13 protein-coding genes are annotated in these 13153 nt (G+C 60.8%); 11 read left to right on the plus strand and 2 right to left on the minus strand.

Translation table 11 applies throughout. The annotated features are described in order from the left end of the window. Positions 1-3 precede the first annotated feature (3 nt). On the minus strand, positions 4-663 hold the full coding sequence (locus ACR3XE_RS04055) for a hypothetical protein (protein ID WP_473698883.1): 660 nt from the start codon (positions 661-663) through the stop codon (positions 4-6). A 72-nt stretch (positions 664-735) separates the two neighbouring features. On the opposite strand from ACR3XE_RS04055, the gene ACR3XE_RS04060 reads away from it, so the two are divergent. The 7 genes from ACR3XE_RS04060 to tgt all read left to right on the plus strand — a co-directional run bounded on the left by ACR3XE_RS04060 (position 736) and on the right by tgt (position 7833). Continuing rightward, the gene (locus ACR3XE_RS04060) at positions 736-999 is read left to right on the plus strand and encodes an exodeoxyribonuclease VII small subunit (protein WP_473698882.1); all 264 of its coding nucleotides are present in this window, start codon (positions 736-738) and stop codon (positions 997-999) included. 46 nt (positions 1000-1045) lie between these two features. Then, positions 1046-1927: a polyprenyl synthetase family protein gene (locus tag ACR3XE_RS04065; protein WP_486185931.1), complete on the plus strand. Its 882-nt coding sequence runs from the start codon at positions 1046-1048 to the stop codon at positions 1925-1927. Next, entirely contained in the window at positions 1927-2430 is a 504-nt protein-coding gene (coaD, locus tag ACR3XE_RS04070) for a pantetheine-phosphate adenylyltransferase (protein ID WP_473700368.1), read from the plus strand. The genes ACR3XE_RS04065 and coaD overlap by 1 nt, the downstream gene beginning before the upstream one ends. Before the next feature lie 89 nt (positions 2431-2519). Further along, entirely contained in the window at positions 2520-3239 is a 720-nt protein-coding gene (locus ACR3XE_RS04075; protein ID WP_473698881.1) for a peptidylprolyl isomerase, read from the plus strand. 20 nt (positions 3240-3259) lie between these two features. Then, positions 3260-4288 (plus strand): tRNA preQ1(34) S-adenosylmethionine ribosyltransferase-isomerase QueA, encoded by a 1029-nt coding sequence (queA, locus tag ACR3XE_RS04080; protein WP_473698880.1) that lies wholly within the window; start codon positions 3260-3262, stop codon positions 4286-4288. Between the two features lie 127 nt (positions 4289-4415). Then, the gene (locus ACR3XE_RS04085; protein WP_486185932.1) at positions 4416-6629 is read left to right on the plus strand and encodes a putative bifunctional diguanylate cyclase/phosphodiesterase; all 2214 of its coding nucleotides are present in this window, start codon (positions 4416-4418) and stop codon (positions 6627-6629) included. 73 nt (positions 6630-6702) lie between these two features. Continuing rightward, complete coding sequence (tgt, locus tag ACR3XE_RS04090) at positions 6703-7833, plus strand: tRNA guanosine(34) transglycosylase Tgt (protein ID WP_473698877.1); 1131 nt, start codon at positions 6703-6705, stop codon at positions 7831-7833. A 13-nt stretch (positions 7834-7846) separates the two neighbouring features. Here the strand turns inward: tgt and ACR3XE_RS04095 are convergent, their stop codons facing one another. Then, on the minus strand, positions 7847-7993 hold the full coding sequence (locus tag ACR3XE_RS04095) for a NepR family anti-sigma factor (protein ID WP_473698876.1): 147 nt from the start codon (positions 7991-7993) through the stop codon (positions 7847-7849). Between the two features lie 307 nt (positions 7994-8300). Here ACR3XE_RS04095 and ACR3XE_RS04100 point away from each other — a divergent pair, with 307 nt between their 5' ends. Genes ACR3XE_RS04100 through ACR3XE_RS04115 form a run of 4 tightly spaced genes read left to right on the plus strand, consistent with a single transcriptional unit; the run spans position 8301 to position 13146 of the window. Then, complete coding sequence (locus tag ACR3XE_RS04100; protein WP_473698875.1) at positions 8301-9095, plus strand: response regulator; 795 nt, start codon at positions 8301-8303, stop codon at positions 9093-9095. A gap of 54 nt (positions 9096-9149) precedes the next feature. Continuing rightward, on the plus strand, positions 9150-11876 hold the full coding sequence (locus ACR3XE_RS04105; RefSeq protein ID WP_473698874.1) for a bifunctional [glutamine synthetase] adenylyltransferase/[glutamine synthetase]-adenylyl-L-tyrosine phosphorylase: 2727 nt from the start codon (positions 9150-9152) through the stop codon (positions 11874-11876). Positions 11877-11878: 2 nt separating this feature from the next. Then, positions 11879-12346 (plus strand): peroxiredoxin, encoded by a 468-nt coding sequence (locus ACR3XE_RS04110; RefSeq protein WP_473700367.1) that lies wholly within the window; start codon positions 11879-11881, stop codon positions 12344-12346. 2 nt (positions 12347-12348) lie between these two features. Further along, the gene (locus ACR3XE_RS04115; protein WP_473698873.1) at positions 12349-13146 is read left to right on the plus strand and encodes a ferritin-like domain-containing protein; all 798 of its coding nucleotides are present in this window, start codon (positions 12349-12351) and stop codon (positions 13144-13146) included. Positions 13147-13153: the final 7 nt, after the last annotated feature.

A 13153-nucleotide genomic window follows, 5' to 3' on the forward strand; every position in this document is an offset into this window, starting at 1 on the left:
CGATCAATCGCGCGCCGAAACGGGCTGACGATGATGGCCCGCCCACCAGCCAGCGACCGTCAAAACGGCATAAGCGGCCAGCATGGTTGCCGGTACCGCGAGCGAAAAGCTTGCCTCTTTGGGGCCGAACCAGTCGATAGCCTGAAACAGGGCCAACAGCCCTGCCAATATCCACAAACGCCGGTTGCCCAGCGGTGCCTTTGTATGCCGCGCATAAAAGATGAGCGCGCCGCCGATAAGGGCAATCTCTAGCGGCATGGCAATTAGCGGGTGGTTCCACAGACCCAGACCCAGCTTAGGCGGCGCGCCAAAGAGGGTGAGGTCGGGAATATGGACCAGTAGATCGAGGAACCAATGCGACACGACGACCAACGCCGCGCCTATCGCCGCCGCGCGCTTGCGCGTCGCGACCCACACTATTGCACCAAAGCCCGCCGCCCACAGCAGCGCGCCGAGCAGGCTGTGGGTATAGGGCATATAATAAAGGTCCATCGGGTTCATCGCCGTCATGCCGGGGACGATCCGCATCGCCTCTATCCCCGGAAACAATAGGGTCGCAAAACCAATGTCGACAATCTGCGCGGCCAGAAACAGCGTGCCAAGATTGGCAGCCTTGGGTCGCGTGGCGACGACCAGCGCGGGGGCATAATGGCCAATGAACATCGGCGGAGCCTATCGCGACCCCGCGCCACGTCAAGCTTGACCGCATGGGGGGCAAAAGGCCAAAGCAGGGCCATGACCGATGCTCCCGCAACAGACGCCGCCCCCATCATCGCTTCGCTGTCGTTCGAAGCGGCGATGAGTGAACTCGAAGTCATCGTCCGGCGTCTTGAAAGCGGCGATGTCAGCCTCGAGGAATCGGTTGCGCTCTATGAACGTGGCCACGCCCTCCGCCAGCATTGCGAAGCCAGGCTAGCGGCGGCGCAGGCGCGGATCGAACAGGTCAGTTTGGGCGCCGATGGCGAGCCAAGCGGCACCCAGCCTTTTGGCGAGGGCTGAGCCTGTGGGGGCCAGCGCAGAGGATGGAGCGACCGCAAGCGCGCAGATGCTCCAATCCGCGCAGGCCGATGTCGCAGCGGCAATTGACCGTCTGTTCGATCAGTTATTGGCGGTGCCGGCCGATCCGCGCGACCGCCTCTATCAGGCGATGCGCTACGCCGCCATTGGTGGCGGAAAGCGTTTGCGGCCCTTGCTGGTCTGCGCGGCGGGCGATCTCTTTCATGTTGACCGCGACCTGACTCTCCGTGTCGGCGCCGCGGTCGAAGCGATCCATGTCTATTCGCTGATCCACGACGATTTGCCTTGCATGGACGATGATGATCTGCGGCGCGGAAAGGCAACGGTTCACAAGGCCTTTGACGATGCCACTGCAGTGCTTGCGGGCGATTCGCTCCATGCGCTGGCCTTTGAATGGCTGATCGATCCTGTGACGCATACCGACCCTTTTGTGCGCGGTGAGTTGGCGCGCGAGTTGGCGCGGGCGGCGGGACCGGCGGGAATGGCGGGCGGCCAGATGATGGATATTGCAGCCGAAACCGCGCAGTTCGATTTACCGACCGTGACGCGGCTGCAGCAATTGAAAACCGGCGCTTTGATCGGATTTTCGATTGAAGCGGGGGCGATTCTAGGACGCATTCCGCCCGAAGGACGCACCCCGCTGCGCGGCTATGCCCGCGACATCGGCCTCGCGTTCCAGATCGCTGATGACATCATGGACGTCGAGGGTGACGAGTCGCGGGCGGGCAAGGCCCTGCACAAGGATCAGGCGGCGGGCAAAGCGACCTTTGTCACGCTGATGGGTCTGGAACGTGCGCGCGAACAGGCGACGGCGTTGGTCGATCAAGCGGTCGGCCATTTGTCAGGCTTTGGTGAAGAGGCTGCCTTGCTGCGCGCGATAGCCCGCTATGTGGTGGAAAGGGATCGATGATGCGAATTGGTGTTTACCCCGGAACCTTTGACCCCATCACGCTGGGCCATATGGACATTATTCGGCGTGGAGCAAAACTGGTCGACCGGCTGATTATCGGGGTGACAACCAATCCGTCGAAATCGCCGATGTTTGACGATGATGAACGTATGGACATGGTGCGGCGCGAAGTGGAAGGCATTCCAGGGAATGTCGATGTGGTCGGCTTTAACTCGCTGCTGATGGACTTTGCCGAGCGCGAAGGCGCCTCTGTCATCGTGCGCGGATTGCGTGCTGTCGCCGATTTTGAATATGAATATCAAATGGCCGGTATGAATCAGCAATTGAATGATCGCGTCGAAACGGTCTTTCTGATGGCCGATGTCTGCCTGCAACCCATCGCGTCGCGTCTGGTCAAGGAAATTGCCCTATTTGGCGGCGATATCAGCAAATTTGTGACGCCTTCAGTGCGCGATCAGGTTGTTGCGCGCATCGACGAGCGCGGGTTGCGACAGGGCAGTTGATCATCCCATCCATTGAGCGTTCAGCTTTTTCCAGCTAGGGCCTCCCATCCGGGGCGCAATTTGCACTATTTTATGAAGGCCGTACCAGCATGATCCTCTCACTTCGCCCCCTGTTTCTGTCCCTGCTTGCGCTAGGGTTGGTGGCACCTGTTGCCGCACAAGAGACTGACAGCACGGCGCAAACCACCGAAGTCACCGCGACCGAAGAAGCCGCTCCGCCGGTGGTTCCTGCGATGACGCCGGATCAATATATCGGCAATCCCGAATATATGCTGGACCTTGATCTTTCGACGGGTGGCCGCGTGGTCATCCAGCTTTATCCCAATGTCGCCCCCGAACATGTCAAACGTATCAAGGAACTGGCACGCAGCCATTTTTATGACGGCTTGAAATTCCATCGCGTCATCGACGGTTTCATGGCGCAAACCGGCGATCCGACCGCGACTGGGCAGGGCGGATCAAAGCTGCCGAACCTCAAAGCCGAATTCAACGATACCCCGCACCTTCGCGGCACTGTTTCGATGGCGCGTGCGGCGGACGATGACAGCGCCAACAGCCAGTTTTTCATCATGCTCCAGCCGCGTTTCAGCCTCGATCATCACTATACGGCCTTTGGTCGGGTCGTCTCAGGGATGCAATATGTCGACGCCATCCATCGCGGCGAACCGCCAGCAGTCATGTCGCGCATGGTGCAGGTTTCGGTTGCTGCCGATAACATCCCCATGCCCCCGGCGTCGGCTCTGACCGAAGCGCAGCCGGCCCCGGCACCGGTAAGCGCCGCCGACCTGAACGCTCCGCTTCCGCAATAAGCAGACGGGCGCGAACAACCGTGCGCGTCGACGCTTTTGATTTTGATCTTCCCAATGACCGTATAGCGCTGCGTCCGGCACGTCCGCGCGATGCGGCGCGGATGCTGGTCGTTGCGGGCGCTGCTGTGTCGGATGCTGGCGTTCGTGATCTGCCGTCGCAGCTACGACCGGGCGATTGTCTGGTGTTCAACGATACGCGGGTGATCCCAGCGCAGCTCGAGGGGCGGCGTGGCGACGCCCGTATCGGGGCGACGCTGCACAAGCGGGTGGACCTTCGGCGGTGGCAGGCCTTTGTGCGCAACGCCAAGCGGTTGCGGGTCGGCGAAATCGTCGATTTTGGTCAAGGCGTCAGCGCGATGGCCGAGGAGCGACTGGCCGATGGCAGTTTCATACTGGCCTTCGCGGGTGACGAGCCGGTCGAGATTTTGCTCGAACGCGCGGGCACCATGCCGTTGCCCCCCTATATCGCAGGCAAGCGACCGACCGATGCGGCGGACCGCGCCGATTATCAAACCATGTTTGCGCGTGAAGATGGTGCCGTGGCCGCGCCAACGGCGGCGTTACATTTCACCCCGGACCTCCTTGCCGCTCTGGCCAAGGTGGGGGTCGGTGCAGAGACGCTGACGCTGCACGTCGGGGCCGGAACTTTTCTTCCAGTCAAGGTCGACGAGACCGACCATCATGTGATGCACGCCGAATGGGGCCGCATCGATGCGGCAACCGCCGAGCGACTGAATCAGATGCGTAGCAAGGGCGGACGGCTGATCGCGGTTGGTACGACCAGCCTTCGCTTGTTGGAGAGTGCCGCAGGTGAGGATGACCAGATTCAACCGTTTGAAGGCGACACCAGCATCTTCATAACGCCCGGCTATCGGTTCAAGGCCATCGATGGCCTAATGACCAATTTCCACCTGCCTAAATCGACCTTGTTCATGTTGGTTAGTGCGCTGATGGGGTTGGATGTGATGCAGGCGGCTTACGCCCATGCCATTGACGCCGAATATCGTTTTTACAGTTACGGCGATGCGAGCCTGTTGTTGCCGGGGTAAACCGCATCGCGCAGGGGATGTGGGGGCCTGTCCCAGGCTGGCACATTTGATTGACTTCTTTACGTTTTAGCAATTCCGATCAGGCAAAGACTAACGGTTACTCAACACGAACCAGAAGTTTCACCTAATGGAATCACCTTTCTCCGTTCCGCAAGACGATTCAGTTGAAGTTCGTCCTGACGACGCATCGGCTTTGTCAGACAGCGGCGGTCGCGGTGGTTTCTTGGGCAGGTTGGGCGCGCGACGGGGCAAGTCGGAAACAGCCTTTGTGCCGACGCTCAAGACCCAGGAAGCCTTGTTGCTCCTCAAAAATTTCGAAGAAAGCCGACAGGGCTGGTTCTGGTCAACCGATGCTAACGGATGCCTGACCTATTTGTCCGAATCGATTGCCGAACAATTGGGCAAGCCACTATCCGACCTGCTTGGACAGCCGCTCGTCGACTTGTTCCTGCCGATCAGCAGTCGTGAAGAGCGGCAACGCACCCTTCCTTTCATCCTGACCAAACAATCCAAATTCGAAATGCTCCCCTTGCGGGCGGCAGCCGCAGAGGAAGAGGTTTGGTGGGCCGTATCGGGCCAGCCGCATCTGGATACGCGCGGGCGCTTTGCCGGCTATCGCGGTAGCGGGATGGACATCACATCCCAGCGCCGCTCTGCGGAGGACGCCTCGCGCTTGGCCATGTATGACTCGCTGACCGGCCTTGCCAACCGGTTCAGCATGTCCAAGACGCTTGATTCGACACTATCGGCCTTTGTCCAGAATCAGCGCAGTTGTGCGATCATGCTGCTCGACCTTGACCGCTTTAAGCAAGTCAATGATACATTGGGCCACCCCGCCGGGGATGCCCTGTTGAAACAAGTCGCAGAGCGCCTGCTCAAAATTGTCGGTGATCGCAAACTTGTCAGCCGACTTGGCGGCGACGAGTTCCAGATTTTACTGCCCGATCGGGAAGATCGCGGTAAATTGGGCGATCTGGCGTCGGATATCATCTCCAGCCTGTCGCAACCCTATTCGGTAGAGGGCAGTCGCTGCATCATCGGTGCGTCCATTGGCATTGCGATCAGCCCCTTTGACGGCAACAGCAGTGATGATCTGGTCCGCAACGCCGATCTTGCGCTTTATGGCGCCAAAGGCAACGGGCGCGGGCGATTCTGTTTCTATTCCAGCGACCTTCACCAGTCGGCAGAAGATCGTCGTGCGCTGGAGGATGATCTGCGTGATGCGGTGACGAAGGGGCAGATGGAGGTCAGTTATCAACCGGTCGTCAATGCCAAGACCGACACAGTCACCGGCATGGAGGCGCTGGTACGCTGGACCCATCCCGAACGTGGCAAGATTTCACCTTCGGTATTCATTCCCATTGCCGAAGAGGCCAATTTAATCTGGGATCTTGGCGAATGGGTGTTGCGAAAAGCATGTGGCGATGCGGCGCGCTGGCCGGGGGAAATGCGCGTCGCGGTCAATGTTTCGCCGATCCAATTTGCCAACCCTGATCTGCCGAAAGTCGTTTCGAACGCGCTGTCTTCGACAGGCTTGCCGCCGGACCAGCTGGAGCTGGAAATCACCGAAGGCGTATTTCTGTCTGATTCGGCAGAAACCAACAAAATGTTCACCGCGCTCAAGGATCTGGGCGTGCGGCTGGCGCTCGATGACTTCGGTACCGGATATTCTTCATTATCCTATTTGAAGTCGGCGCCTTTTGACAAAATCAAGATTGACCAGAGCTTTGTTCAGGGCGCGACGGAGCCGGGGTCGCGCAATGGCGCGATCATCGCGGCGATTGTTGCGCTGGCCGAAGCGCTGGACATGGAAACCACGGCGGAAGGCATTGAATCGCTCGATCAGCTCGAACTGATACGCAAGCTCAATGTCAGCCATGTCCAAGGCTTTGTCTATAGCAAGTCGGTGCCGCAGGAAGAGTTACTCGGACATGTCGAGGCGGGATCTTGGACGATCAAGCCCGCGGGACCAGCCAAACAGCGCAACGACCGCTTCACCCTGTTCCGCAAAGTCGCGGCCATCCACGACAATCATCGCTATGCCGTGGTCATTCGTAACCTGTCGGCGACGGGGGCCTTTATCGAAGGTTTGCTCGATGTGCCGCTCGGAACGCAATTTGTCATCGATTTTGGCGAAGGGCAGCTCGCGACATCGACCGTGCGCCGTTCGATCAAACATCAACAGGGCGTTGAGTTTGAACGCCCGCTGGTCAGCGATGGCAATGGCGGGTTGTGCACTAGCCACCGTGTCTCACCCTATCTGATCGCAGCGGCCACCCAATCGACGAGCAGCATGACCCTTCCGACCTTTACGACCACGAGCGATTGGAAAGAGGCTTAGGGCCAGGACGGTGAAGCGGAGAGGCCGCGCCGCTCGACTTTTACCGATGGCCTCGGCATAGGCGTGCCGCGCCATGACCCACAGATTCGCCTTTAGCATTTCCGCCACCGATGGTTCGGCCCGCACTGGGGCGATCGAGATGCAGCGCGGAACCATTCGCACGCCGGCTTTCATGCCCGTCGGTACGGCGGCGACGGTCAAGGGTATGCGCCCTGCCGAGGTGCGCGCGACTGGCGCCGACATCCTGCTGGGCAACACCTATCATTTGATGTTGCGCCCCGGAGCAGAGCGTGTCGCGCGGCTAGGCGGGTTGCACCGGTTCATGGGCTGGGATCGCCCGATCCTGACCGACAGCGGCGGCTATCAGGTCATGAGCCTGTCGTCGCTCACCAAACAGAGCGAAGAAGGCGTGGCGTTCAAAAGCCATCTCGACGGGTCGCGCCACCTGCTCACCCCCGAACGGTCGATGGAAATCCAACGCCTTTTGGGCAGCGACATTGTGATGGCGTTTGACGAATGCCCGCCCGCCGACGTCGACGACAGCCGCGCCGAGGCCAGCATGGAGCGATCAATGCGCTGGGCCGCGCGCAGCCGCGCGGGCTTTGATTCAGACGATACCCATGCCTCGCGGGCGGCGCTGTTTGGCATCCAGCAAGGTTCGCTCGACGAAGGTCTGCGCGCGCGGTCGGCGGCAGCGCTGACCGACATCGGCTTTGACGGCTATGCCATCGGTGGGCTTGCGGTGGGAGAGGGGCAGGCGGCGATGTTCGGCGTGCTCGACTATGCGCCCGCGCAATTGCCCTTTGACCGGCCGCGCTATTTGATGGGTGTCGGAAAGCCCGACGATCTGGTCGGCGCCGTCGCCCGCGGGGTTGATATGTTTGATTGCGTGCTGCCCACCCGGTCGGGGCGCAACGGTCAGGCGTTCACTTGGTCGGGACCGCTGAATATTCGTAATGCCAAATTTTCCGAAGACCAATCACCGCTCGATGAAGGCTGTGCTTGCCCTGTCTGCACCACATGGACGCGCGCCTATCTGCACCATTTGGTGCGGTCGGGGGAGATGCTGGGCGCGATGCTGATGACGCAGCATAATCTGCATTTTTATCAGCAGTTGATGGAGGCGATGCGCGACGCCATCGCGCAGGGGCGGTTCGCGGCTTTTCAAACAAATTTTGACGGACGCTATCGCCGCAAGGCATGACCCGCGCTGCGGTTCAATTCAATTTGTTGAGCAGGTCCAGCATGGACGGCGGGATCACTTCGTCGATCGTCGATTCATAGGCGCGGCGCAGGGCCTGATTGACGTCATGGCCTTTTTGACGCTTCTTGGGCTGGTCGGGTTTTTTGGATTTTTTCTGCACAATTGTTGCGGCCTCTTGCGAGACATCGTCCCTTTCCCTCGCGTCCCCACCAATTTTTTGCGGGGGAGTCCCGTCTTCAGATGACATTGGCTAAGATTCCGTTAGGCATGGCAAGCGATAACCACGCTATGACGAAAATCGCAATGGCATGATTCAATCATATCTGGGAAACCAATTGACCGATGAATCGTTCCGACTCAGGACAGAGAATCTGCGGGGGGCTGTTTTTGCACCCATTTTTTCTCGCTAACGACACGGTTTCGAACGATAATTCGCGAGGGCAAAAGCCCGCATCAGGAGGTTGAATATGTCATTGGGTCAAGCGGTCGCTCCCCATCTTCCCTATCTTCGGCGCTATGGCCGCGCGATATCAGGCAGCCAGCAAAGCGGCGATGCCGTGGTAGCGCGCATGTTGGAGGAACTGGTCGAGAGTCCCGGCGACATCGAAAATGTTCCAGATCTGCGTGTCGAGCTCTATCGGCTGGCGCAGAGTCATTTTGATGCCGTCTCTATGGACGACGCCGACGGAGACGAAAATGTGCCCAGCGATTTGGCGATTGCCGACGCGCGGTTGCGGCCGATTCCGTCGCGCGCGCGCCACGCGCTTTTGTTGACCGCGGTCGAAGGTTTCAAAGCTGCTGATGCCGCCGTAATTCTTGGCTGCGATACCGGCGATGTGCAGGGTCTGGTTGACGAAGCGATGGCCGAAATCGACCGTCAGACGCGCGCGCGAATCCTGATTATCGAGGATGAACCGATCATCGCCATGGACATAGAGATGATTGTCCAGAATCTGGGGCATGAAGTGGTCGGCGTTGCGGCCACCCACCGCGAAGCTGTGGCCGAAGCGATGCAGCATCAACCGACTCTCGTGCTCGCGGATATCCAGCTTGCCGACAATAGCTCGGGGGTCGAAGCGGTTCAGGAGATATTGGGCGAAATGGCGGTGCCCGTGATTTTCATCACCGCTTTCCCCGAACGACTGTTGACCGGCGACCGCCCCGAACCTGCCTTTTTGCTCACCAAGCCCTATCAACCCGCGACCCTGCGTGCGGCCATTTCGCAGGCGCTGTTCTTTGATGAGGCGACCGTTCCCGCCTGATAGGCACACACCCGACCCTTGTCAGCGGGCCCGAGTGGCCCGATAGGGGCGGTTATGGCCGCCGCTTTGCTCCTAGTCAGTTCCGCCGTGCGCCAGAGCGCGCTTGAACGATTGCAGGCTCACGCGCCTTTTCTGGCGCGTCTGGCAGAGCTTTATCCCGATGATGTGGCCGTTTTTGTCGAACAAGGTTGTGATGCAGCCTTGGCTGGCTGTGGTGCGCCGACGGGGGAGGCCGATATTATGGCGGCGCTCCGCCATTGGCGCGGGCGGATTGCCTTGTTGCTCGCACTTGGTGATTTGTCGGGCGAGCATGATGTCGCGACGACGACGCGCCTGTTGGCGGAATTTGCCGACCAAGCCTGCGATGCGGCGCTGACGGCGGCCTTTGCCGAACGTGTGCCGAACGAAAAACCGCAAGGGCTGGCCGTCATCGCGCTGGGCAAGCTTGGCAGCTATGAACTCAATTATAGCTCTGACATCGATCCGATCCTGATTTTCGACCCCGACACTATGCCACGCCGTTCGCGCGATGACCCCGACGAATCGGCGGTGCGGATTGCGCGCCGGATGGTCGAGATTTTGTCGGCCCGCACCGTCGATGGCCATGTTCTGCGTGTCGATTTGCGGCTGCGCCCGCACCCCGAAGTGACGCCGATCGTACTGCCGGTCGATGCCGCCATTTCCTATTATGAATCCGAAGCCCTGCCGTGGGAGCAATCGGCCTTCATCCGCAGCCGTGCGTCGGCGGGCGACAAGCCCCTTGGCGCGGATTTTCTGACCGCGATCAATCCCTTCATCTGGCGTCGGTCGCTCGACTTTCGCCAGCTTAAGGAAATCGGCGCGATGAGTGACCGCATCCGCGACCATTTTGCGCAAGGGCAGGCGTTTGGCCCCGGCTATGACCTGAAGCGCGGACGCGGCGGTATTCGCGAGATCGAATTTTTCGCGCAGGTACATCAGCTCATTTATGGCGGACGCGAGCCCGCACTGCGGGTGCCGGCGACGGTCGATGCTCTGTCGGCGCTGGCTAAGGCCGGGCGGATCGAACCAGACGTTGCGGCGCGGATGCGCGATCATTATGCCATATTGCGCCGCATCGAACATCGGTTGCAGATGGTCGAGGACCAGCAAACCCACAGTCTGCCGAGCGCGGGCGCGGCGCTGGATGGAGTCGCGAAACTCGACGGGTTGGCGGATGGGGCGGCGCTGCTAGATATGCTGCGTCCTGTTGTGACCGAAGTTGCCGCTTATTATGACCGTTTGGTCACCGAACGCGCTGCGGTTACGGGCTTGCCGCAAGCGGAGTCCGGCCTTTCCGCCGCGCTGGTCGAAGCGGGCTTCGATCCGCCCGATGCGGCGGTGCGGTGTATCAGCGATTGGCGCAGCGGGCGAGCGCGGGCGCTGCGTAGTCCGGCGGCGCTGGAGGCGCTGGAGGCGGTGCTTCCCGAACTGGTGCGTGCGCTGGGCATCGCCCCCGACCCGCAAGCGGCGCTGGTGCGGTTCGACGCGCTGGTCAATGCGCTGCCCAGCGCGGTCAATTTCTTTCATCTGCTGGCCGCGCAACCGGCGCTGGCACGGATTGCGACCCGCATTCTGGCGCTGGCCCCCGCGCTTGCCGAGGCGTTGGCGGTGCGCGCCGACCTGATTGAGGGTTTGATTGATTCGCGCGCCTTTGATGAACCGGCGGATTGCGCAACCTTGCTCGCCGAATGGGCACCGAGGCTGGCGCGGCTAGATTATGAACGGTTGCTCGACCGGGTGCGCGACCATGTTGGCGAGCGGCGCTTTGCCTATGGGACGCAACTGGTGACCGGATCGACCGATCCGCTGTTGATTGCGACGGGCTATGCCGATCTGGCCGAAGCGGCGCTGGTCGTGCTGTCCGATGCGGCGGTCGCCGAATTTCAAGAGGTGCATGGCCGCGTTCCCGATAGCGAACTGGTCGTGCTGGCATTGGGGCGGCTCGGTGGGCGCGCGCTGACCCATGCTTCCGACCTTGATCTTATTTTCCTGTTCACCGGCGATTATCTGGCGGAATCGGATGGCAAGCGTTCCTTGGGTGCCACCAGCTATTATAACCGTCTGGCGCAGCGGGTGACGGCGGCGTTGTCGGTGCCGACGGCGGCGGGTAAGCTCTATGATGTCGACACACGGCTACGACCGCAGGGCGCGCAGGGGCCGCTCGTGGTCACGGTGGACAGTTTTGAACGCTATCAGCGCGAAAATGCTTGGACGTGGGAGCATATGGCCTTGCTCCGCGCGCGTCCCGTCTATGGATCGGATGCCGCCCGAACAGAGGTGGCGCGGATCATCTCCGATATGCTTACCATGCCGCGCGACCGCACAATACTGGTGCAGGATGCCAGCGAAATGCGCGACAAGATCGCCACGCATAAGCCGCCGCGGGGGCCGCTGGACGTTAAGGCAGGGCCGGGCGGTCTCATCGATCTGGAGTTCGCGCTTCAGGTCACGCAGCTGGCGACGGGCCGGTGTCAGACCCCCAACATTGGGACGGCGCTGGCGTGTCTGCAAAGCGAAGGGACTGTCGATACGGGCATTGTGGACGCTCAGGCGTTGTTGACACGTCTGCTTGTCATGCTGCGCCTGACCGCGCCCGAGGGGGAACCGACGACCGAGGCGGCGCAGCAGGTCGTGGCGGGGGCGTGCGGGCAGGAAAACTGGACAGTATTGCTTGCCGCGCATGAACAGGCGCGGCAATTGGTCGCCGATTGGTGGGCGTCGATTCGAGACGCGCACCCGGACATTCCGCAGGAGACATAATGATGAGCAGGCTTGAAACAGGCGATGGGATACCCGCTGGGAAACTGGTCGATGCCGACGAAAGGCCGCTCGATCTGGCCGGTTTCGTCGGTGCGCCGCTGATTGTCTATTTCTATCCTAAGGCCGATACGCCGGGCTGCACGGTCGAGGCGCAGGATTTTACCGTGCGCGCCGATGATTTCGCCAAATTGGGCGCGAAAGTGATCGCCGTGTCGCGCGATACGCCCGCGAAACTGTGCAAGTTTCGTGACAAATATGGCCTGACGGTCCGCCTTGCCTCGGATGAGGATGGCGCGATGTGCGAAGCCTTTGGCGTCTGGGTCGAAAAGAAAAATTATGGTCGCACCTATATGGGTATCGAACGATCGACCTTCCTGTTCGGTGCCGACGGCAAGCTGGCCCAGCAATGGGGCAAGGTGCGGGTCAAAGGTCATGCCGAGGCGGTGCTTGAGGCTGCCCAAGCCCTGTGACCATGGCGGGCGCAACGCTGGGCGAGGCGGCGCTTGGCGTCATGCAAACCGCCGATCCCGCGGCGAAGCGCCGCGCAGCGCGGGCGATGGCGCGTGACTGGCGGCAGGGCCGGCTGCTGCATCGCTGCGATGTCGCCATGCCCGATGAACCTGAGCGACCGGTCGAACCCGTGCTGCTGGCCCCGCGCCATATGCCGCGGCGCGGGCAGGGCGGGTCACTGCGGGGTCGCATCGCGATGCTGCACGCGCTGGCGCATATCGAATTTGTCGCTATTGATCTGGCGGTCGATCTGATCGGGCGTTTCGGCAGCGAATTTCCTCGCGAATTCATCGACGACTGGATTGCGGTAGCCGCTGACGAAGCGATGCACTTTGCTCTGCTCGACCGACGACTGCACGCTCTGGGCAGTCATTATGGCGCACTGCCTGCGCATGATGGTCTGTGGGAGGCCGCGAAAGACACCGCCGATGACGCGCTGGCGCGGCTCGCCGTGGTGCCGATGGTGCTCGAAGCGCGCGCGCTCGACGTGACGCCGACGATGATTGCGCGCTTTGAAGCGACGGGCGACAATCGCTCGGCGGCGATCTTGTCGCGCATTTATAATGACGAGATTCGGCATGTCCGCGCGGGGACAACATGGTTCCGCTGGCTGTGCGACGAACGGTTGGTCGTGCCCGAAATAGTTTGGAAAAAGTTAATAAAAGAGCGGTTTCGCGGGGGTTTAAAGCCACCATTCAACGACTCGGCGCGTCTCGACGCCGGTCTGACGCAAGATTTCTATGCGGTTATTGCTTCGTAAACCGGCT

Source organism: Sphingopyxis sp. 10G20-10, from assembly GCF_057365075.1.

Bases quoted from the DNA above. Each gene is read 5' to 3' on its own strand.
- ACR3XE_RS04055 (WP_473698883.1), bottom strand. From the start codon at position 663: ATGTTCATTGGCCATTATGCCCCCGCGCTGGTCGTCGCCACGCGACCC.
- ACR3XE_RS04060 (WP_473698882.1), top strand. From the start codon at position 736: ATGACCGATGCTCCCGCAACAGACGCCGCCCCCATCATCGCTTCGCTG.
- ACR3XE_RS04065 (WP_486185931.1), top strand. From the start codon at position 1,046: ATGCTCCAATCCGCGCAGGCCGATGTCGCAGCGGCAATTGACCGTCTG.
- coaD (WP_473700368.1), top strand. From the start codon at position 1,927: ATGCGAATTGGTGTTTACCCCGGAACCTTTGACCCCATCACGCTGGGC.
- ACR3XE_RS04075 (WP_473698881.1), top strand. From the start codon at position 2,520: ATGATCCTCTCACTTCGCCCCCTGTTTCTGTCCCTGCTTGCGCTAGGG.
- ACR3XE_RS04085 (WP_486185932.1), top strand. From the start codon at position 4,416: ATGGAATCACCTTTCTCCGTTCCGCAAGACGATTCAGTTGAAGTTCGT.
- tgt (WP_473698877.1), top strand. From the start codon at position 6,703: ATGACCCACAGATTCGCCTTTAGCATTTCCGCCACCGATGGTTCGGCC.
- ACR3XE_RS04100 (WP_473698875.1), top strand. From the start codon at position 8,301: ATGTCATTGGGTCAAGCGGTCGCTCCCCATCTTCCCTATCTTCGGCGC.
- ACR3XE_RS04105 (WP_473698874.1), top strand. From the start codon at position 9,150: ATGGCCGCCGCTTTGCTCCTAGTCAGTTCCGCCGTGCGCCAGAGCGCG.
- ACR3XE_RS04110 (WP_473700367.1), top strand. From the start codon at position 11,879: ATGAGCAGGCTTGAAACAGGCGATGGGATACCCGCTGGGAAACTGGTC.
- ACR3XE_RS04115 (WP_473698873.1), top strand. From the start codon at position 12,349: ATGGCGGGCGCAACGCTGGGCGAGGCGGCGCTTGGCGTCATGCAAACC.